Origin of the sequence: Sporosarcina luteola (genome assembly GCF_023715535.1) — a bacterium.
GTDB lineage: Bacteria > Bacillota > Bacilli > Bacillales_A > Planococcaceae > Sporosarcina > Sporosarcina luteola_B.
This window is the reverse complement of sequence record NZ_JAMBOI010000002.1, coordinates 544,644-564,771: the sequence shown is the minus strand read 5'-3', so window position 1 is coordinate 564,771 and position 20,128 is coordinate 544,644. Positions and strand designations below refer to the sequence as shown.

The following is a 20,128-nucleotide window of genomic DNA, read 5'->3' as shown; positions in this document are numbered from 1 at the left end:
GGAGAGTGTAGCAAATGCTAAAACGTAAATATGGCAGTCGGTATGATTGGAAGCGGATTGTGGAGAGGAGGTACGCAGAAAAATATCTTGCTACGTCACAATTCACTGGATATGTAACTCTGCTTGAAATGAATAATGTAGCTGCGCCTCTCTATAAGACATATAAGGGAAGGGAAATCTGCATCGCGGATAAGGGGTACAGTTGGCTGCAGCATTTTCCGGATGGAAAGCATTTTTCCGTGACGACGGTTTTTGATTCAAACAGACAAGTTGTCCAATGGTATATCGATATTTGCAGAGAGAATGGCTATTGTCTCACGAATGGTCCATGGATGGATGATTTGTTTTTGGATCTGATCGTACTGCCAACTGGGGAAATAATAGAGAAAGATATTGACGAATTAGAAGAAGCGCTCAACAGCGAAGTCATATCAGAGGCTGGATTTGCACTTGCGTGGACTGAGTTTGATCGGATTAAAAAGTTGGTAGCTGAAAACAGCTTCTATCTTCTTGAAATATCAAAAGTTCACTTCGATGATATTTCTACTAGCAATGCATTGGAGGGCTAAGTATTGAACCGACTTTTGCTCATAACCATTTTTGTATTTCTTAGCCTAACTGGCTGCTCCAGCATACAAGAGGCCTACAAGGGAAATCCGACACCGAAGGATTTTCTATCTCATGACAATGCCGATATTTTTATGTATGAAGGAATTGTTTATTCCAATGTTGAAGGAGTCGAATGGGTGCTCGAGTTGGATTATACAATTGGTGAGCAGGTACTGGAGATAAAAAAACAGAAAAAGAAGGCTTACGGCTTCCGAAATGGAACTGCAAATAAGCTTCCTATTGGTACCGTTATCTATGAGACAAATACACCAGTCTATATTGTAATTATTAATGGTGAGGAAATTCCTTATTTAGCAATGATTGAAGGATAAGAAAGGGAATGAAAGATGGAGAAACTTAACAAAGCTATTTTAATGAGAAATGAAGGAAAACTCACTGAATCGAATGAAATTCTCACGGCAATGGCAAAAGATGATCCGAAAAGTGCCGAAATCAACTACCAATGTGCATGGAGTTTTGACATTCTAGGAAAGGAAGCGAAAGCTGTCCCTTATTATGAAAAAGCGCTTCAATTAGGATTAAATGATGAAGATGCTTTAGGTGCAACTATTGGACTTGGAAGTTCATACCGAACATTGGGGAAATTTATAAAGTCAAAGGTTGTCTTCGAAAGCGGACTTTCGCGCTTTCCCGAAAACAATGCATTGAAAACGTTCTATGCAATGACCTTATATAACGTAGGAGAACATGTAAAAGCAATGGAGATTCTGCTCACTTGCCTTGTCCAAACTTCAAACGATCCTGACATCAAGTCTTATGAAAGAGCGATTGGTTTCTATGCGGACAAGCTTGATAAGACATGGTAGAGATATTCAAATAAAAGGAATGATTACATTGGAAGAGAGATTTCAAGTTACAGAGATAGAACGAGAAAAAGTGTTGAGAAATTATTTTAGAAAAGGATTGGATGGTCCGCTCGATACATTTCCAAGCAAAAACAAAAGAAAGTACATCATTGCCCAAGAAATAATTAATCGATTTGAAGTTGGAATAGTTTATTTGGAAAAAGAAATAAACGCGATTCTTAAAGAGATTCATCCTGATTTTGCGACCATTCGACGTTTTTTCATCGACTATGGCTTCATGAATCGTAGCGATGATGGGAAGGAGTATTGGATTGGAAATAAGGAAGCTAGATAAAAGTAATCAGGACGTATTGAACAAACTTAACACATTCATCGACAAAGTATTTTTGGATAATAATGATTTGAAGGCACTGTTGAAGAGTAGCATTACCGCCAAACTCCATATAGATATTTATTCTGTACAAAAAGACGAAGAAATACTTGCTGCAGCTTCTACCCATAAATCTTATTGGCACCCAAATTGTATATATGTCCAACTTGTTTATAACCTGGATGGAGTAGATGAACTAGCTCTTCAATCCATGATTACTGAACTGGAAAATAAATATGAACAACCTTTGTTTTTCCTTCTGGACGACAGATTTTCACAGGTAAAGGAACTATTAACCCGAAATCAGTTTAGGATGATTAGAAAAACGGAGATTATACATATCGAGCCGACTTTACCAAAAGGTAAAACAGTGCAGGATGAACGAATTCTATCGATTAGAGAAATACGTAAGAATGAAGCAAGAATTGCTAGTTTTGTTCAGTTATGTAAAAAGACGTATACAGAAACACATACCGACAACCCTGTTGCGAACTTGCCGATTGAGAGCTGGAGGCATGCTGCTATGGATGGTTTGAAGGAAGAGCATAGCTATGTCATGGTAGACGAATTAAAAGTAACCGGCTTCTGTCTTATGTATGAGTACGATGAGAAAGTTTGGGAGTTGGGGTGGATAGGTGTGGATGATCTTTCACGAATCGCCGATTTGGATAAGTTGATTCATAAACAAATTGAGGATGCCGTAAAGCTCGGTATTTCATTCATCGAAAAAGAAGTGGATTCCACTTGTCCATACTCGCTCCATGTTTGTAAGTCTGTTGAGTATGGAGTGGCGGAAACATTATATGCCTATTTGAAATGAGGGGAAAACAGGATGAACATCGTAATAGAATCACCAAGAAATAGTAAAGATCTGGCCGCGTTCCTTGCGGAAATGAATACACAAAAGAGCCAACATATCGGTTATTGCGGGGATTCAAAAGAGGAAATATATGATACGATCACTAGCGATTTCTCGGACTTGGAATTGGCAAAATCTTTTATGGTCGCTTACGAGAAGGAAGACATTGTAGGTGCTATCGGACTGGATACCGATTTGGAAGACAGGACTGCGGAAGTATGGGGCCCTTTTGTAAGTGAGGCATTTATACAAACTAATCTTGTCAATGAACTGTGGGAGAAAGTGATTGCCCTCTCAGCGTCGCAAGTGGATCAGTATAACTTTTTCTTGAACCGTGAAAACGTGCATGCAACAGAATTCTCCATTTTACAAGGGGGAAAATCGACAGGGCAACATACAGTTCTTGTCGCCAAGAAGAGTGAAAGAGTACGAGTCGTTGAGGAAGGAGTAATAGGATACAATTCCGCTTATGAAGAAAGCTTTGCAGAATTACATGGACAAGCTTTTCCTTCGACATATTATAGCGCACAAACAATTCTCGGACGATTAAGTAAACAAAATCAATTGTTCATCGCGACTAGTGAGGACCAATTGACTGGCTATGTCTACATTGAAGCTGATCCTCGCCATGGCGAAGGCTATATCGAATACATTGCTGTTTCGGATCGATTCCGTAGACAAGGGATTGGTAAAAAGCTGTTGAGTTTTGCGTTGGATCAACTGTTTAGATATGAGGAAATTGAGGATATTTCATTATGTGTTGAAAACGGAAACGAGAAAGCAATAAAACTTTATCAAGCTGTCGGATTCAGAGTGAAATATGAATTGATTCATGTAAAAATCGACAAAGAGGCAGTCGTATTATGATTTATGCCGAGAAGGATGTCCTCCGCTGGGTTTCTGAAGACGAGTGGATGATGGGTATTTTACGGAGTGCACAGTCTTTGAATTTACCCGATTGGTGGGTATGTGCGGGTTTCGTTCGATCGAAAATCTGGGACGTGCTTCATGAATTCAATGAAAGAACACTTTTGCCAGATATTGATGTAATTTATTTTGATGAATCAAATGTAAATGAAGCAATAGAAAAACACTATGAAAATAGATTAAAACAGCGTCATCCTGGTATTCCATGGTCTGTGAAAAACCAAGCCAGAATGCATACTGTGAACAATGATTTTCCCTATTCGTCATCCACCGAAGCAATAGCCAAGTTCCCTGAAACAGCCACTGCAATAGGCGTGAAACTCGATGAAGACGAAAGGGTAGTGCTGACTGCACCGCATGGAATTGAAGATGTCGTCAACTTCCACATAAGGCCAACGCCATACTTTAGTGAAACAGAAGAGCAGATGGAATATTATCATCACCGAGTTCGAAAGAAGAATTGGCAGTCGGTATAGCATAAGGTTGAACTATTACAAATGGAAAAGTAGTAAGGGGAGTATTCCATGAAATTCACTATAAAGAATTCATTGTTTACAGCAATCGTGTCAGAGCTACATAAAATATGTTCGAGTAAAAGTCTGCTTCCAATCCTGTCTGGAATTAAAATCGAAGCAACGCTAGACGGGATAGTGCTAACAGGTGGCAATTCGGAATTATTCATTGAAAAGAAAATCCCGTATCACATAAATGAGGAAACAGTCGTTGAAGTTCATGAAGTAGGAAGTGTAGTCGTATTGTCCAAGCACTTTTTGAACCTCTTAAAGAAAATGCCAGACGACATCGAGATATCGTCTAGCAATATGGAATCAATACTCATCAGGTCCGGTGATATTGTAACGAGACTGAATGGATTACCTGCAGCCGATTATCCAAAACTGCCGGAGATCAAAATCCTTCACTATGGTGATGTTGCTATTACTTCATTAAAAGAAGTGATCAAGCAGACGATATTTGCTGTCTCTAAAAGTGAAACGAAGCCGGTGCTTACAGGTGTTGAGATGAGGTTTGAAAAGAACAAACTTATTTGCACCGCAACTGACTCCCACCGCCTATCGCGAAAAGAGATACCAATCACTTTTACCGAAGGAGTTCATTCAATCGTTGTTCCAAGTAAAAGCTTGATTGAAATTCTACAGTTGAAAGAATCCAGCCTTGCCACAGTACATATTTCGATAGCGAATAATATGATTGTGTTTTCCACAGAAAACACGGTTTTGTATTCCGTATTAATTGAAGGGAACTATCCGAACACCCAATCATTAATCCCGACAGATTTTGTGACACAGATCACGATGAAAACGAAAACATTGATAGCAGGGATAGACCGTGCTTGCGTTTTCTCCGAAGAATGGAAGCATAACAATGTACACTTGGCTCTGATCGACAATGGTATTTTAAAAATATCAACAAACTCGGCAGGAATCGGAGTGATTGAAGAGCAACAAAGAATTAGCAATTTGGATGGAGTACCGACTATTGATATGACTTTCGACGGTCGGTTTTTTCTTGAAGCCATAAAAGGGATACAGGAAGAACAGGTGACAATCAGTTTTTGTGGAGTGATGAAACCGGCGGTCATTCAGCCGGAAAAAGATGCATCATATATGCAATTGATTTCACCGCTGCGAACATAATACAGGGGGCTTGGACATGGGCTATATTGAAGAATTGCGGAAGTTAGTTGGACACCGGCCATTGATATTCGTCGGTTCGGTTGTAATTGTTATTGATGAAGAGGGTCGGTTATTGCTGCAACAGCGGAAGTTTCCGGAGGGAGCTTGGGGAATTCCAGGCGGGCTAATGGAATTAGGTGAGTCTACGGAGGACGTGGCGAGGCGTGAACTTTTTGAGGAGACTAGACTGCAAGTGGATGAACTGAAATTGATCAATGTTTACTCTGGCCCTGAACATTTTATTCGAGCAGCAAACGGGGATGAATTTTATGTCGTGACAACCGCTTATTATGCAGAAAATGCAATAGGGGATTTAGTGGTCGATCAGGTTGAGTCCATTACATTTAACTATTTTCATCCTCATGAGTTGCCCCACACCATCGTTACAAGTCATAAGGACATATTGGATGAATTTTTATCAAAGCATTATTCATTTATGACTGCAGTTAACTAAAGTATAAAGGAGATGTATGAATGAAGCAGTGGACGAAGGAAATTGTGATTAATGCGCCGATTGATCATGTTTGGAAGTACCTTGACGGCTCGCTGGAAAACATGCAAAAGATTATGCCGCAAGTTGTTTCGAATGAACCCGTCACCGTTACTGAAGGAATGGTTGGGAGTATTTATTTGCAGAAATACAAAGAAGGTAAGCGAGTCATGGAGTATGAAGTCGAAACACTCGATTATTTAGATACGCCAAATGAAAAAAAGATGAAAGTCGGCTTTACTCTTGGTGGGATGTTTGAAATAACGGCGGGATATGAGCTGGTAAAGTTGGATGATGATAAAACTAGATTTATTTACACAACATCCAACAGGCCGCTGAAATGGTTTGTAAAGTTGCTTTTGCTATTTGGCAATGATAAAGTCGTTGTCGATTTTGTTGAACGAGTGAAAAATGTTGCTGAAAATGAGGAGGGTAAGTAATGAACCAAGCTGCAACGGAATATTGGAATCATTTTTGGGGAGATAAAGAACGTCCTGCATTAGTCAGTGCATGGAAGTTCGGCGAAGCGGCGGATGAGCTAGCCCAATCGGTAATTGAAGGAAAGAAGACGGCGACTTGTTCAGCGCATGTATTATATGCACTGGAGAATGAACCAATGCCGGTAATTGAGGAATACAGTATTATCCTGAATAGCCGAGAAGAGCCTGTCGCAATTATTAAAACGATAGATGTATCCGTCATGCCGATGAATGAAGTGACGGAAGAGTTTGCTTTGGCGGAAGGTGATGGGTCGTACCGGAATTGGAGGGAGATCCATGAACGCTACTTCAAAAGAGAACTGGACAAAGTTGGACTGGAGTTCACCGATGATTTACTGCTTGTCTGTGAACGATTTGAGTTAGTAGACGTAAATGATAAGAGCGGACGAATGAATAGTAGACTACTAAGGGTTGGGACCTCGTATATTCCTGTGTCTAATGTTGAACGGGCTGCTGAGTGGTATGTAGACAAGCTGGATGCTGAATTAACTTATCAGGACGAAGACAAGGTGATCATGAATTTGGCTAATCAAAGTTTCTTTCTCGTTATGGCGAAAGAAAATGAGACGGCCAACTTTTTAGATGCATATGGGAATGAGCGGTTTTCTCTAACATTTGAAGTTGATGGGGAAGAGTCTTTAAAAATGCTGCATGAAGAATTACTGGGACGTGATGTGAAGGTCGGAGAAATTGAAAAACGGGGACATGCAGGTATCAATTTTGTGTTTTCGGATGTAGACGGGAATCAATTTGATGTGTGGAGTGAATTGAGTCCAACTTATTAAAGGAATAGATAGCGGCTATGGGGTATATTAGCGAATTGCGAGAACTAGTCGGATCTCGACCACTCATAATGGTAGGGGCGAATGTAATAGTAGTTAATTCAGAGAATCAAATCCTTTTACAACTACGGACGGATAATAACTGTTGGGGGTTGCCGGGGGGCTCAATGGATCTTGGAGAATCCTTGGAAGACGTGGCAAAGCGAGAGCTCTATGAGGAAACGAATCTAATTGCAAACGAGCTATCATTTTTCAATGTCTATTCCGGTAAGGAGTTTTATTATCATTATCCACATGGCGATGAAGTATATAACGTTGTAGCCACATATATTTGTGATAAATATAATGGTGAATTAATGGCGGAGAAAAATGAAGTATCGTTTTTGCAATTCTTTTCGATATATGATTTACCTAGTAATATAAGCCCGCCCGATTTGCCGATTCTCACTGAATATATTCAGATCCAGAGGGTGCAATAGAGTGCTTAGTTATGATAATGGGGGATAAGAAAATGGAATGTTTCATTTGCAAAAAACACCTGGGAGAATTACAAACGGATGGTATCACAATCTATGAAGATGATTTCGTATTCGTTGGCCATATTGATAATAATGGAGAACCCGGTTATTTGGGACATCTACTAATTGATCTGAAAAGGCATGTCCCGACACTTGGTGATATGACGGAAGAGGAAGCAGTTGTCTTTGGGCGTATGATGGCACGAGTAAGCAAGGCACTTATGGTGACTGAAGGGGCGGAGCACATTTACTCTCTCGTCTCCGGAAATTCTGTCCCTCACTTGCATATGCATATCGTTCCACGCTATCCAGGCACTCCTGAGCAATATTGGGGCCCGATGTCGGTCCGGGACTGGTCCGATGCACCAATAGGGGGGAATCATGAAATAATCGCGCTGTGTGAACGGGTGCGCTCGTGCTTGGAGAAAACCAATGCGCAATAGGTTTTCTTGGGTTGGTAGTGAAAAGGATTTTATCGACGAGAAAAATGTTTGCTCGATTGATCGTGTGGCGGTCGGACGGTTTGGTGGAAATTCTTCCGCTGGACAGTATAAGAACGAAGATGGCTGCATTGTTTGGGTAGGAGAGAACTGGGAATTTGCAGCGATTTTAGATGCGCATTACAGTGCTGAGAGTGCCGAACTGATCATCCGTACATTGGATGAGTTTCAACATGAGCTTATAAGATTGATAGCTAAGCCGGGATTTCACGATTTGCAAGAAAAACTTCTATCCATCTTCCAAAGTGACAAATTTCTTGATCAATGCAAGAAGGTTAAAGGAGAGACGGCTTGTCTGATCTGTATTCGAAAAGATAACTATCTATGGTGGTTTTCTGTCGGAGATTGCGTAGTGTACGTTTTTCATCCTGATTTCATTGCGCTCAACCAATTTCAATTGAATCAGAGGCAGTTCTATGAGTGGATTGGTCAAGTGAATACGTTCGATAAAGCCGTGCCATGCTTCTCTTCAGGAATTCGGGAATTAAGGAAAGGTGTAAATCGCATCTTCATGACGACGGATGGCTTACTTGAATGTCCGGGGGAGCCCTTTTTGAATCCAATTGATTTAGTCAAGAAATTGGATGGGGAACAACTTGAAGACGCCTTTTCTTTAATTCTGACTAAAATTGAAAAGAATAATGTAAGAGACAGCACGACTATGATTGGTTGGACAGTTAATATCTCGCAGCAAGGTAGCATTCCAAGCGATGGTGTTGAAAATTAATAAGCTATATAATAAAAGCCGAATTTCTTTAGTACCTAAGAAATTAGGCTTTTATTGGATATTTTGCTCTATGATACAAGTTTAAGACCAACGGCTGCACCTAACACCATGCCTATAAAAACAAGTCGTTTCCAGTCTCTTGCTTCCCCGAAAAATATCATTCCTAAAATCGCTCCACCAGATGCGCCAATTCCTGTCCAAATTGCGTAAGCTGTACCCATCGGAAGTGTTTTCATTGAATAGGCTAGAAAGATAAAACTTGCTCCAAACCCGGCAATCAATAGAGCCAATGTTTGCCAACTCCGGTCCTTATGCAATTTATTTATCATGACAACACCAAACATTTCAAACAAGCCCGCCAGGATTAATGAAATCCATGCCATTATGATTCATCTCCTTCCTGAACATTGTCCACTGTAACCAGTTTTAAGCCTATGACGCCTGCTAATAAAACTACGATCAATAATACTTTTTCTACCTTAAATGGTTCCCCGAAAATAAGAATTTCGGAAAACACAGTTCCTGCTGTACCGAGACCAACAAAAATGGCATATACCGTTCCAACGGGGAGCTTCCGACCTGCCATGATCATAAGATAGAAGCTAATCAAAATGGCGATAGCTGTTCCTACCCAAGTCCAAAAGTCATTTGCGTGTTTTAAACCGATCACCCAAAAAACTTCAAAGAAAGCGGCAATATAAACTTTTATCCATTCTTTATTCATTTAAAAGAACCTCCAGTATAATAATTGTTACCAAAAGCAAAAAAAAAGCCTGGGAGATAACTGATAAACAGTTTCTCCCAGGCTTTTATCCTTCCGTGACACAGCTGAGCTGTGAGTTTTCTCTCGGACCAGGCCAACATCTAGTTGCGGAACCCTAGAAAACATTTTATTTATACTTTTCCTTAAGATTATACGTAAAATATTGAAATAGTCAAGGTTCCAACTCTGGGCAGGTAGCAACAAAAATATGAATCAATCAATACGGCGGACTGCTTGTTTTAATTGTAAACATAGATTTTCAGAGCTGGATATAGTATGGCACATAGTATCAGATTCGGTTATGCTTGGTTTACAAGTTTTGTATTGAAGTCTAAAACAGTTGGCAATAGTAAAGGTAATGAATGGAAAGGGTGGCAAGATGAAAATAAATCAATTAATCGCGAATAATATTAAACGATTAGATGCAGATCTTCCGGAAGATAAATCGTTAGGCATTGCAGGATTATCCGGATCTGGAAAAACAACGTTCAGTCAAACAATTGGAGAAGAATCGAAGAAGCGACTTGTCTCCTTATTGCCAAAGGCCGAATATCAGTATTTATTCCCAAATATTATGGAAACGAATTTCAGTGCAATCAAAATGGAAGAGATGCCTCTAGTGCTGTTTCTCGGAAGATCATCCATTTCTTCAAATCCACGTTCAACGATCGGTACACATACTGGCGTTTTTACGGAAATCCGTTCCTGTCTTGCTGATAAATTTAATCTTTCACCGGAAACATTTTCATTCAATAATGAATTAGGCTGGTGTCCCAAATGTAAAGGACGCGGAAGTACGAGTAATGTCGAATGTAAAACATGTGGCGGCAAACGGTATAATAAAGAAGTTGAGCAATATACAATTGAATTATTTAATCAACCACATACAATATCAGATATTAATAACTTGAGCGTTGAAAACATTCTCTCTCTAGCCGAGGAATTACATATTAGTGAAGCGAAACAACTGATCCTCGAAAACATTATCAATATGAATATTGGATACTTAACGATAAATCGGATTATGGGTACATTGTCTGGCGGTGAATTAACACGTCTATACTTGGCTGAGTTCATGGCAGCAAGCGAAAATACCGTTATTATCATTGACGAAATATCAGTCGGTCTTGACCGCCAAACGCTAGTGAAAATCTTAGAACAGATTAAGAAATTGGGCTATAAAAATCAAATTTGGCTCATCGATCATTCTGACACTGTGCTCGATATAACGGATGATCAATTATTCTTTGGACCGGGCAGTGGTAAATATGGCGGAAAAATTGTAGAAGAATCACCTCGTCCACAACCTGTTTTTCAGGAGTTGAATGAGGAAAAACCTACGGAAACTTATGTATTTAAAGATCTTTACTGCCGTAATATTCAAATGGCTGAATTTGAGATTCCGAAAAATAGACTAGTGACGGTCACTGGTGAGTCTGGCTGCGGTAAATCTACACTTATTAATGAATGTGTAGCGAAAGATTTTGTAAAGCGATATCCGAAAGATAAATTGGTCGTGGTAGGGCAAGACAGGAACCAATCGATTACGAGCAGGTCGACTGTTGCAACGTTTCTTGATATTAAACAGAAACTCAACAAGTACAGTGACGAAATTGATGATATTTTCGAACGGTCGATTGAAGATATTATTGATGAACTGCCAAATGAAGACATCGCGCATAAACGTTTGAGCTTATTGATCAAACTCGGACTCGGTTATTTGACGTTGGAAAGAAAGACACAGACGTTATCGACTGGTGAGTTTCAATGTGTTCACTTAGTTTCGGAGCTGTTTGCCAACTCAAGAAAACCGCATACGCTATTTATCTTTGACGAGCCATCAAAAGGTTTATCCCAAAACATTTTAAACCAATTCATTGATAGCATTAGACTGATTCTGCAAGATGAAACCGTTTCAATCATCATGATTGAACATAATGAATATATGATGGAAAGCTCGGATTACATCGTGGATTTTGGGAAGAGAAAGAGTGAGCCTGTTACGCATTTAGATGTTGTTAGTCATAATGACCATTACAAGAATAAAAACAAGGAAGATATTGAGCTGCCGTCGCATATTTCATCTACTCTTAAACAGCAAAAGGGCATCTCTTATTTAACAGAAAATAATATCGCCTATTTTAAAAACGCAGAGAACATCTATAAAGGCGGCATTCTAAAAAGCTTGTCATCAATGGCTCGGTTGATTTACGGTGAATATGAATCAGAACAAATCGCACCTGTCATAGCCATTGATCTTGAAAGACATTTATATAGCCAATATAGTTTTCTCTATGAGTTGGGCGGTCTCATCAATCATATCGTGGCTACGCATCCGACGAATAAAGATACGAGAAGCTTCGACTTCTATAATAAAGACAATCATTGTCCATCATGTTCGGGGCGCTTGCAGATTGAAGTATTTGATAAAGATCTTGTCATACAAGACAAACACGTTCCATTCTGGGATGGTTTACTCCATCCGGATGTAATGGAAGTGCTAAAGTTTTATAAATACGAAAAGCTGGAATTTCTGTTTGAGGAAATTAAGAATGAGTTAGGTCATGACCTGACGAAGAGCTACAATGAGATGTCAGATAAAGAAAAGCATACATTTTGGTACGGATATTTTGAGAAGTCGTTTTATGATAGGGAAGGCAAGACACGGCGAACCTGGGTTGGCTTTAATACGATTCTTGGGATGTATATGGTCGTATCAAAATCTGAGATTAAAGAGCAACTGAAGGCTTCAAAAGAAATGATTACATGTCCAATATGTGAAGGGACAGTATTAAATCATCATAAACCGCTTACATTTGGAGGCATGGATATTCGTGAAATAATTAGACATCCGATCAAGGAAGTATTGAAAGTTGTAGGAGAGTTGCCTGTCCTCATCAAATTGAAGTCGATTGTAGGCGGCGACATGATTTTGACTGAAGATGTCTCCTTGCTGCCACGAGAAACCCAAGTCGCTCTGAAAATTTTCGAATTGGAACAGGCAAGCTTTACTGGTTATGAAATGGTATTGCAAAATGTATTGCCATTTTGGGAAACAATCAAAGGCAATATCGAATCGATCAGCAGCAATAACAAAGTGACAATCTGTGATTTCCCAAATGTGAAGGAAACAAGAGAAACGATCATCGATAAGTATTTCACAAATGGTAAATATAAAAGACTGACCTATATCTATGAAGCGTTCGGTTACAAAAAGTTAATTACCCAAATAAATAAAATCAGGAAGGCGAATCCATGTCCTTTCTGTAAAGGTAAAAAAGTGATTTCAGAAGATAATCTGCACGATGGCGTTTTTAAATTAACGATTCCTTGTGTAAGCTGCCATGCAACTGGCATCAATGAGGAAGGTCTTAGTGAAGTCGTCGAGGGAACAGACGTACAAACATGGCTTTTAGGCAAGGTAAGTGATGTATTGGATGAAAGCCTATATACAGAAGCTGTTGCAGACATCCCCATTTTTAATCGTATCCGCGAGTTAGATAAACGGGATATGATGGCGGTTTATGAATGCCTGGAACAAAATAATTAATTTTACTTCGATCAATAAAAATGACGCCCCTACACCAGACTATCTGGTGTAGGGGTATTCTGTTACGATCACAATTTTTTCTTCTTTTTAGCCTTTCGCAGCTCTGCGAATTCCTTGGCAATCTCCTCAGTCATATCACCGGGTTTAATTTTCTGGTTTTTAGGTGTCTGAGGTAAGGAACTGGTATTATTTCCACCTGTCTTATTATTATGGTTATCTCTTCCCACAATGATCGCTCCTTTCAATTTGACATCCTATATACTATGGCTTTCCGACTTTGTTTTATGCCGGAAAGGGCACATTTTACATCCCATTGAATATGCTGAACATGATCGCCAATAATGACTTGGAGGCAAGATGAATGAATAACATGACTAATGGTTATTGGGAAGGACATTGGCAAAATCCTAGGTATCGCAGCATTTCATTGGATCAAGCAATTGATATCGCTTTAAAACGTGTGCCGGGTGAGGTCGTCAAGGCTGAATTGGATTTCGATGATGGAGTATTGCTCTATGAAATCGACATCCGTACAAATCAAGGACTCAAATACGAAGTGAAAGTAGATGCAGTATCTGGGCAGGTCCTGAGGGTGAAATTGGATTAATTCAAGCTGATGTATTACCGAACCTCCCGTTTTAGATCGGAATGGATAGGGTATGTTAAATAACAGCATACTAGGAGGAGGTTCGGGATATATGTCACTTAGTGAAGAACTGCAAAAACTGAAGGAATTTAAATGTGATTCCCGTTGTGTGTTGAGTGTGTACTTGAATACGAACCCTGCAGATCCGGAACAGCAAAATGGAGCATGGAAAATCCATCTGAAAAACGGTTTGAAGCGAATTCTCGAGTATTTGGAAGCTTCCCAAGATGAAAAAGAGATCAAAGCGTTTAAAAAACTGAAAGAAAAAGTGACGAAGGAAATTGAAAATAATCAAAACGACTTGAATAAAGGGGTCGTTATTTTTGCGTCTCTAGATCCGGAATTATGGTCCGTCCATTATGTGCAAGTGCAAGTGAAGACGAGCTTCCACTGGGAAGACCATCCTGTAGTTGAAGAAATGGAGTATATGTTAAAGGCCTATCCTGAGGCAGGCATCGTCTTGACGAGCTTTGGAGATGTGCGAATTTTAGATACAGCGATGGGCTTTGTTAATGACGAGAAAACGTATGAATTCGACTCGGGTCTTGAAGTGTGGAAAGAACAACAAAGCGTGCGCTCATCTTTGCAACGCGGGTCTGGAGGAGGCCAAAGCGATGGCCTTGATGATCGTCTAAGAGAAAACCTTGAACGCTTTTACAAAGAACTTGGCGTAACTGTTGAAAAGATGAGGAAAGAGCGTAACTGGAAGGAATTATACGTAGTCGGCGAAGCGGAACTGGCAAACTCATTTGCGAAAACGCTACGAACCAAGCCGAACAATTGTATTTATAAAAACCTGAACAACGTCGAATCGAAAAAAGTGCTCCATCAAGTATTTGAAAAATAATATCATTCTCAAGCCGTTCCTTTCAGAGGGACGGTTTTTTTCGTACAGTTACATATGAATGAACATATCATAGAGAAAACGATTGATGGGAGGTTGAACTATGGGTTTGTTTTTTAATAAAAAGAGCCATTCAGATCTATATAAAGGCGATAATATTGCCGAACGGAACCAGTCCATTTATCGAACTGACTCCTTATCAGAGGCGATGATAGAACAGAAGAGATCATTCGACATGATGAATGAAAAATACGGCGAAATGGAAAAGCAACTACAGAAACAAAGAAGGGTCCAATCCGATCGATGGAAAACGACAGGAATCCGGTTCGAAGAAATACTGGATCATCAATCGCAGCAACGCCAGTTTGAACAGGAAGCGATTGGGACATTGGAACGTTTGGATCGAAAACATATAGAGCTTCAAAAACTGCTCGAAAGCAAGAGGAAGATGAATGAAGATCTCGTTGAACAAATCAATATGCTGTCCCATTCTAACGCGGAAATTGCAGAACGGTTAGAGAAATTTGATATCGATCAAGAGAAGCTTCTAACAAAAATGGATGCACAACTTGAAAAACAAGATCAATTCTCCCACTCATTGGAAGAGCAACAGGCATTACAGACTCAATTGGCGGAGCGGATTGAACAGCATGAAGGGTTGATTGATAAAATGATAAGGCAAATGGATTTTCTTAAATCGGTCATTTTTGAGCGGACGCATTTCATTGCGGAGAAAATCGACAAAAGCTACCAGCTCACGACAACCTATATAAGTAATTTGAAAGGAAAATCCAATCATACTGAATCGAACTGAATTAACTAAATTCCTCTTTCCCCTTGCGGCAGTTTGTATGAATAAAGGGCCTGCCTACAACAGGCATCATTCTAACACCTGTTCAATATAATAAAGGGGAGAGGGGGACGGAAAATGAATGAAAAAGACAAGGAAAGACTAGCTGCAAATGAGCAAGCATCGGAAGAGGCCAAGCTGCAAGTTAAAGCGGAAGGAGATAAAACATCAATCGGACTAACAGAGAATGTGGGAGGGCTTCTCTGTTACATCTTTATTATTGGCCTTATTTTTCTTTTCATGGAAAAAGAAAACCGGTACATCCGATTCCATGCCTTGCAATCCGTTTTTACGGCGATTGCCATCTTCCTGATTAGCATCATATTGGGATTCATTCCAGTATTCGGAGCTATTGCAAGCCTGCTGTTAAGCCCGCTCGCATTCGCACTGATGATCTTTATGATGTATCAAGCTTATCAAGGGAACTATTATAAGCTTCCGTTCATTGGGGATTTGGTAGAGAATCAATTGGAAAAGCCATGATTAAAAAGCCGCTCCGAAAAAGTTACCCGGCGCGGCATTTTTGCATTCACTTAATAGCCCGACCCACCCAAAAGAATGATGAATATCCAAAAGAAGACTTTCATTCCCAGTGTGATGCACCCTAATACGATGCCCGCAACCGCCATCCCTTTGCCATTTTGCATTTTATTCCCCGAGACGCCGAAGATGATAGCTAGGATGCCCAATAGATAAGGAATGATAGGAATCAGGTTTAACACGACTCCCAAAATCCCCAAAACAAGTGCGCTGATTGCCATGCCATTTTGTTGCTGGTGTTCATTTTCCATCATTTTCACCCCCACTAAGACAGCGTATGCAATAGGGGATGCAGATTTGAAGTAATTAGAGAAATATTCAAAGAAGAGTGTGAAATGACATTCTTTCATAAGTCTAGAAATGTTATACTGTAATGTAGGTGGTAAGAGAATAGTAGTCTAGGAGGAGAAACATGATACCTTTTGCAAAACCGACAGTGGAGCAATTTTTCCGGACGTATACGATTACGAATTTCGCTGTGAACAACGATGAAACGAAGCTCATTTTCAATTCGAATCTGAATGGCAAGATGAATTTATGGGCAATGGATTTGCCAGGCACGTACCCTTATTTATTCGCCCATCGGGATGAATCATGCAATTTCATTAAATTCGATTCGGACAACCGGTACGTTCTAACGGGATATGATAATGATGGGGATGAAAACTATCAAATCTATTCGGTGCCATTTGAAGGGGGCTTGCCGCAACCGTTAATTACTGGAGAATCGAATGAGAAGTTCTACTTCAGTCATTTAAGCGATGACGGGAAACGGCTTTATTATGTGACGTCCATGGATAATCCGATGTACTTGAATACACATATGCGGAACTTGGAAACTGGCATAGACACGTTATTGCATCTGGGAGAGACTTCGACCACGGAGCTTGCCGCGGTTTCGGATGATGAAAAGGCATTCGTCTATTCACAGGCCTTCGCAAACACATATGTCGTCAGCTTTGTAAAAATTGGTGAGGACACATTCAATTTAACGCCGGATGCTTCAAAAGTGCATGTCGCGGGTGATCCAGTGTTCACAGATGACAACACGATTTATTTTGTGACAGATTATGAAAGTGACTTTACCTACATTGCCAAGTTTGATTTGACTACAAAATCCTTTTCGAAAGTGTTGGAAGTGGAAGGGGAAAGCGTACAGACAATCAAATTCAATAAGGAAAATGGGGAATTTTATTTCATCACTTCTAAAGGTGTTGAAGATAAATTATATAGATACCATCTTAAGAATGGAAAGCTTGAAGAGAGCACATTGCCTGTCGATGTAATTGAACAGGTTCGATTTGCCAAGTCAGGAAATCTGTATATCTTAGGTCGCAGTGCGACAGTTCCTCATAACATTTTCAAATCAACTGACGGACAAGCGTGGGATCAGTTGACGGATAATAGGGTGTTAGGTGTCAGCCAGGAGGGGATGGTGGAACCTGATATCGTTTCATATGTATCATTCGACGGTTTGGAAATTGAGGCCCTTTTATTTAAGGCAAAAGAGGAGAATGCAAATGGCTACACGATCTTCTGGCCGCATGGAGGTCCTCAGTCGTCCGAACGCAAAATGTTCCGTTCGATGTTCCAATGCTTCTTAAATAGGGGCTATAACATTTTTGCGCCGAACTTCCGGGGAAGTACAGGATATGGTTCGGAGTTCACGAAAATGGTTGAACAGGACTGGGGAGAGGGACCACGCCTCGACTGTCTTGCAGGAATCGAGTGGCTCTTCGATAATGGCATCACAGATCGTGACCGTCTATTCCTTGTCGGGGGCAGCTATGGTGGCTATATGGCATTGCTGCTGCACGGAAGACATGCCGAGTTCTTCAAAGCGGTTGTGGACATTTTTGGCGTATCCGATTTATTCACATTCGTCAATTCCGTTCCGCCTCACTGGAAGCCGATCATGGAGCGCTGGTTAGGAGATCCGGAGCGTGATAAGGAGCGGTTCATCAAAGATTCACCTGTCACGTATCTGGACGGAATGGTAAAGCCGATGTTGGTCATTCAAGGCGCGAAGGACCCGCGCGTAGTGAAAGAGGAATCCGACCAGATCGTTGCGAAGTTGACAGAGCTTGGCCGCGATGTCGAATATCTCGTGTTGGATGATGAAGGACATGGCTTCTCGAAGAAGGAAAATGAAATTAAAGTATACAGCCAGATGCTGGAGTTTTTGGAGAAACATCAGAAGTGATTTACAGAAAAGCTGTCCGCAGTCGGTTGACTGACGGACAGCTTTTACTATGGAGAGGGAAGTGTAGAATTAAAATAACCTAATATACGAGTGATCATAAATCACTGCAAGTGATCATAAATCGCTGCGAGTGATCATAAAGCGTTGCAAGTGATCATAAAGCGTTGCAAGTGAACATAAACCAGAAAAGTGTTTAATCCCAATCCCTTCTCTGCAAATCCTCAGCGACAAGCTGTAAATCATCAGCAGATATCGTCAGCACTTCATAATCGCTCGTTTCCGCAAATTTCAACGCCATCTTCTTCATGAATTTCGGTGAGCCATCATTCTCCTCATCGTATACGATTAAGATCCCATCCGAATTCCGAAGTAAGAACTTATCCCTTTCGATGAATTGCCAAGGCGCTTCGTAAGGGCGTTTCGTTAAACTGACGGAGTAATCCGCATGAGCAAGGATGAATTGATACGCTTCCTTTTTCGCCTCGTTCCAATTCTTCTCCTGTTCCTGAAAGGGAGTAATAATCGCGAACTTCAAGTCCGGATACGTGTCTTGTAAGTCGATCACCGTTTCAGCAGCCCATGTCTCAACTCCTGGCTGTCCGCTGACGATTATCCATTCCAGGCCACTATCAAGTAGGGGAGTCAATCGGTTTTTCAACGCCTTTTTTATGATGCCAATGCCCGGATGCTTATCATTGAAGATACCTAACTCATGTGCTTTATAGCCTGTAATGACAAGTCTTTTGATCATTTATTCATACCTTCAATCGCGGATTGCGCCAACTTTGAAATGACCATATCATCCATTGGTGGATTATGTAATCCAGCGCGGACATCCCGATAATAGCGTTGCAATGGATTGGACAGCTCCAAGCTTTTCGCACCGACGAGACGCATCGCTTGATCGACAATACTAATGGCCGCATTAGTCACGATGTGCTTCGCTGCGCCTAATTCCTGATTCATTGACTTGCGCCGTTCCGGGTTATCGTATGCGGCTGCTACACTGTATAAAAAATGCCTCGCTTTCATCAAATCCAAATCGATCTGTCCGATATGACTTTGTACATTGGGCAATTCCGAAATCGTCCCTGCAATGCTATTCGGACTATATTCGACAGCAAACTTCACTGCATAATCACGTGCTGCCTGCGCGATTCCTAAATAGCAGGCAGGTATATGAAGAAGCCAGCCGTTCAATTTGTCTCCGCGTCGACCTTTACTGAACTCAACGAAATCCTCCTCATTGACTCTTACATTATCCAAAACGAGATCATGACTTTCCGTACCACGCATCCCAACCATATTCCAGGTCTCTTTGATGGATACGCCTTCACATGATTGATCTACGAGGAAAAAGCCGATTCCTTCACGTTCTTCTACCCAGGCAGAAACGAGGGAATGCGTGAGAACAGGCGACATGGAAGTGAAGTTTTTCTGACCGTTAATGACCCAATGCCCATCCTTCTTGACTGCCTTCGTTTGGGGTCGACCACCGCGAGTCGGGCTGCCGGTTTGCGCTTCACTTGCCGCACGGTTCACTAGAGCTCCGTTCAAAACTTCCTTTGCAAACCGTTCCAAATTCTTCTTCTCCCATAGCTCATTCGCATAAAGGTCGCCGACAACGCCTTGATGCCAACCGATGGATAAACCGGTTGCTCCATCAAAGGAAGCGATCGTCTCCTGCATCAATATCATGTCGGTCACGGTCATTCCACCTCCGCCATATTCCTTAGGAAGTGCGAGGGTTGTATAGCCCATTCCAACAAGCGATTGTATATTTTCTTTAGGGAATTTAGCAAGTCGGTCCGTCTGTTCAGCCGAGTTTCGAAATTGTTGTTCAAGTTTACTTAATTTATCCATCCAATCCCTTTGCAAATCCGTTGTGATGAAAAGCTCCTTTGCCATTTAGACACATCCTTTATTGAC

At 40.8% G+C, this 20,128-nt stretch carries 26 protein-coding genes, 1 pseudogene and 1 riboswitch; of the genes and pseudogenes, 21 read left to right on the top strand and 6 right to left on the bottom strand.

From position 1 onward, the window contains the following. Nucleotides 1–14: 14 nt before the first annotated feature. From M3191_RS06330 to M3191_RS06260, 15 genes and pseudogenes are all read left to right on the top strand, one after another. Entirely contained in the window at nt 15–569 is a 555-nt protein-coding gene (locus M3191_RS06330) for a DUF402 domain-containing protein (RefSeq protein WP_251699104.1), read from the top strand. 3 nt (nt 570–572) lie between these two features. Next, nucleotides 573–941 carry a hypothetical protein gene (locus tag M3191_RS06325; protein WP_251699102.1) on the top strand — a complete coding sequence of 123 codons (369 nt, stop codon included), beginning with the start codon at nt 573–575 and terminating at the stop codon, nt 939–941. A 15-nt stretch (nt 942–956) separates the two neighbouring features. Continuing rightward, nucleotides 957–1,436: a tetratricopeptide repeat protein gene (locus M3191_RS06320; protein WP_251699099.1), complete on the top strand. Its 480-nt coding sequence runs from the start codon at nt 957–959 to the stop codon at nt 1,434–1,436. A gap of 28 nt (nt 1,437–1,464) precedes the next feature. Continuing rightward, entirely contained in the window at nt 1,465–1,770 is a 306-nt protein-coding gene (locus tag M3191_RS06315) for a DUF2087 domain-containing protein (protein WP_251699097.1), read from the top strand. Further along, nucleotides 1,748–2,626, top strand: a complete 879-nt coding sequence (locus M3191_RS06310) for a hypothetical protein (RefSeq protein ID WP_251699095.1) — start codon at nt 1,748–1,750, stop codon at nt 2,624–2,626. The genes M3191_RS06315 and M3191_RS06310 overlap by 23 nt, the downstream gene beginning before the upstream one ends. A gap of 12 nt (nt 2,627–2,638) precedes the next feature. Next, the gene (locus M3191_RS06305) at nt 2,639–3,532 is read left to right on the top strand and encodes a GNAT family N-acetyltransferase (RefSeq protein ID WP_251699093.1); all 894 of its coding nucleotides are present in this window, start codon (nt 2,639–2,641) and stop codon (nt 3,530–3,532) included. Beyond that, nucleotides 3,529–4,068 carry a nucleotidyltransferase family protein gene (locus M3191_RS06300; protein ID WP_251699091.1) on the top strand — a complete coding sequence of 180 codons (540 nt, stop codon included), beginning with the start codon at nt 3,529–3,531 and terminating at the stop codon, nt 4,066–4,068. The genes M3191_RS06305 and M3191_RS06300 overlap by 4 nt, the downstream gene beginning before the upstream one ends. A 48-nt stretch (nt 4,069–4,116) precedes the next feature. After that, nucleotides 4,117–5,247 carry a DNA polymerase III subunit beta gene (gene dnaN / locus M3191_RS06295; RefSeq protein WP_251699083.1) on the top strand — a complete coding sequence of 377 codons (1,131 nt, stop codon included), beginning with the start codon at nt 4,117–4,119 and terminating at the stop codon, nt 5,245–5,247. A 16-nt stretch (nt 5,248–5,263) separates the two neighbouring features. Beyond that, nucleotides 5,264–5,740, top strand: a complete 477-nt coding sequence (locus tag M3191_RS06290; protein WP_251699074.1) for an NUDIX hydrolase — start codon at nt 5,264–5,266, stop codon at nt 5,738–5,740. Between the two features lie 20 nt (nt 5,741–5,760). Further along, entirely contained in the window at nt 5,761–6,216 is a 456-nt protein-coding gene (locus M3191_RS06285) for an SRPBCC family protein (RefSeq protein ID WP_251699072.1), read from the top strand. Then, a pseudogene (locus M3191_RS06280) lies at nt 6,216–6,656 on the top strand (ASCH domain-containing protein); the annotation flags it as partial. The gene M3191_RS06285 and the pseudogene M3191_RS06280, both read left to right, overlap by 1 nt. Before the next feature lie 9 nt (nt 6,657–6,665). Next, nucleotides 6,666–7,061, top strand: coding sequence for a VOC family protein (locus M3191_RS06275; protein ID WP_251699340.1), 396 nt, complete (start codon nt 6,666–6,668; stop codon nt 7,059–7,061). A 17-nt stretch (nt 7,062–7,078) separates the two neighbouring features. Next, entirely contained in the window at nt 7,079–7,537 is a 459-nt protein-coding gene (locus M3191_RS06270) for an NUDIX hydrolase (protein WP_251699070.1), read from the top strand. Between the two features lie 32 nt (nt 7,538–7,569). Next, the gene (locus tag M3191_RS06265; protein ID WP_251699068.1) at nt 7,570–8,019 is read left to right on the top strand and encodes an HIT family protein; all 450 of its coding nucleotides are present in this window, start codon (nt 7,570–7,572) and stop codon (nt 8,017–8,019) included. Then, a complete protein-coding gene (locus tag M3191_RS06260; RefSeq protein ID WP_251699066.1) occupies nt 8,009–8,803 on the top strand; it encodes a protein phosphatase 2C domain-containing protein in 795 nt (264 codons plus the stop codon). Before M3191_RS06265 ends, M3191_RS06260 begins: the two co-directional genes overlap by 11 nt. A gap of 68 nt (nt 8,804–8,871) precedes the next feature. Here M3191_RS06260 and M3191_RS06255 read toward each other — a convergent pair whose 3' ends face one another. Both M3191_RS06255 and M3191_RS06250 read right to left on the bottom strand, forming a co-directional pair. Further along, complete coding sequence (locus M3191_RS06255) at nt 8,872–9,186, bottom strand: DMT family transporter (RefSeq protein WP_251699064.1); 315 nt, start codon at nt 9,184–9,186, stop codon at nt 8,872–8,874. Then, nucleotides 9,186–9,527, bottom strand: coding sequence for a DMT family transporter (locus tag M3191_RS06250; RefSeq protein ID WP_251699063.1), 342 nt, complete (start codon nt 9,525–9,527; stop codon nt 9,186–9,188). The genes M3191_RS06255 and M3191_RS06250 overlap by 1 nt, the downstream gene beginning before the upstream one ends. Nucleotides 9,528–9,599: 72 nt before the next feature. Beyond that, nucleotides 9,600–9,696, bottom strand: a riboswitch (guanidine-I (ykkC/yxkD leader). 249 nt (nt 9,697–9,945) lie between these two features. Between M3191_RS06250 and M3191_RS06245 the strand changes: the two genes are divergently transcribed. Further along, nucleotides 9,946–13,116 carry an ATP-binding cassette domain-containing protein gene (locus M3191_RS06245; RefSeq protein WP_251699061.1) on the top strand — a complete coding sequence of 1,057 codons (3,171 nt, stop codon included), beginning with the start codon at nt 9,946–9,948 and terminating at the stop codon, nt 13,114–13,116. A gap of 68 nt (nt 13,117–13,184) precedes the next feature. Here M3191_RS06245 and M3191_RS06240 read toward each other — a convergent pair whose 3' ends face one another. Further along, nucleotides 13,185–13,361 carry a YfhD family protein gene (locus M3191_RS06240; protein ID WP_251699059.1) on the bottom strand — a complete coding sequence of 59 codons (177 nt, stop codon included), beginning with the start codon at nt 13,359–13,361 and terminating at the stop codon, nt 13,185–13,187. A 116-nt stretch (nt 13,362–13,477) separates the two neighbouring features. Between M3191_RS06240 and M3191_RS06235 the strand changes: the two genes are divergently transcribed. From M3191_RS06235 to M3191_RS06220, 4 genes are all read left to right on the top strand, one after another. Beyond that, nucleotides 13,478–13,723 (top strand): PepSY domain-containing protein, encoded by a 246-nt coding sequence (locus tag M3191_RS06235; RefSeq protein WP_251694999.1) that lies wholly within the window; start codon nt 13,478–13,480, stop codon nt 13,721–13,723. A 91-nt stretch (nt 13,724–13,814) separates the two neighbouring features. Then, nucleotides 13,815–14,609, top strand: a complete 795-nt coding sequence (locus M3191_RS06230; protein WP_251699057.1) for a VLRF1 family aeRF1-type release factor — start codon at nt 13,815–13,817, stop codon at nt 14,607–14,609. 100 nt (nt 14,610–14,709) lie between these two features. Further along, nucleotides 14,710–15,420 (top strand): hypothetical protein, encoded by a 711-nt coding sequence (locus M3191_RS06225; protein ID WP_251699054.1) that lies wholly within the window; start codon nt 14,710–14,712, stop codon nt 15,418–15,420. Nucleotides 15,421–15,534: 114 nt separating this feature from the next. Beyond that, nucleotides 15,535–15,939, top strand: a complete 405-nt coding sequence (locus M3191_RS06220; RefSeq protein ID WP_251699052.1) for a DUF4870 domain-containing protein — start codon at nt 15,535–15,537, stop codon at nt 15,937–15,939. 50 nt (nt 15,940–15,989) lie between these two features. Here the strand turns inward: M3191_RS06220 and M3191_RS06215 are convergent, their stop codons facing one another. Further along, nucleotides 15,990–16,247 (bottom strand): DUF4190 domain-containing protein, encoded by a 258-nt coding sequence (locus M3191_RS06215; protein ID WP_251699050.1) that lies wholly within the window; start codon nt 16,245–16,247, stop codon nt 15,990–15,992. A gap of 161 nt (nt 16,248–16,408) precedes the next feature. On the opposite strand from M3191_RS06215, the gene M3191_RS06210 reads away from it, so the two are divergent. Beyond that, entirely contained in the window at nt 16,409–18,199 is a 1,791-nt protein-coding gene (locus M3191_RS06210; protein WP_251699048.1) for a S9 family peptidase, read from the top strand. Nucleotides 18,200–18,392: 193 nt separating this feature from the next. Here M3191_RS06210 and M3191_RS06205 read toward each other — a convergent pair whose 3' ends face one another. Then, nucleotides 18,393–18,950, bottom strand: a complete 558-nt coding sequence (locus M3191_RS06205) for an SLOG family protein (protein ID WP_251699046.1) — start codon at nt 18,948–18,950, stop codon at nt 18,393–18,395. After that, a complete protein-coding gene (locus M3191_RS06200; protein ID WP_251699044.1) occupies nt 18,947–20,107 on the bottom strand; it encodes an acyl-CoA dehydrogenase family protein in 1,161 nt (386 codons plus the stop codon). The genes M3191_RS06205 and M3191_RS06200 overlap by 4 nt, the downstream gene beginning before the upstream one ends. Nucleotides 20,108–20,128 lie beyond the last annotated feature (21 nt).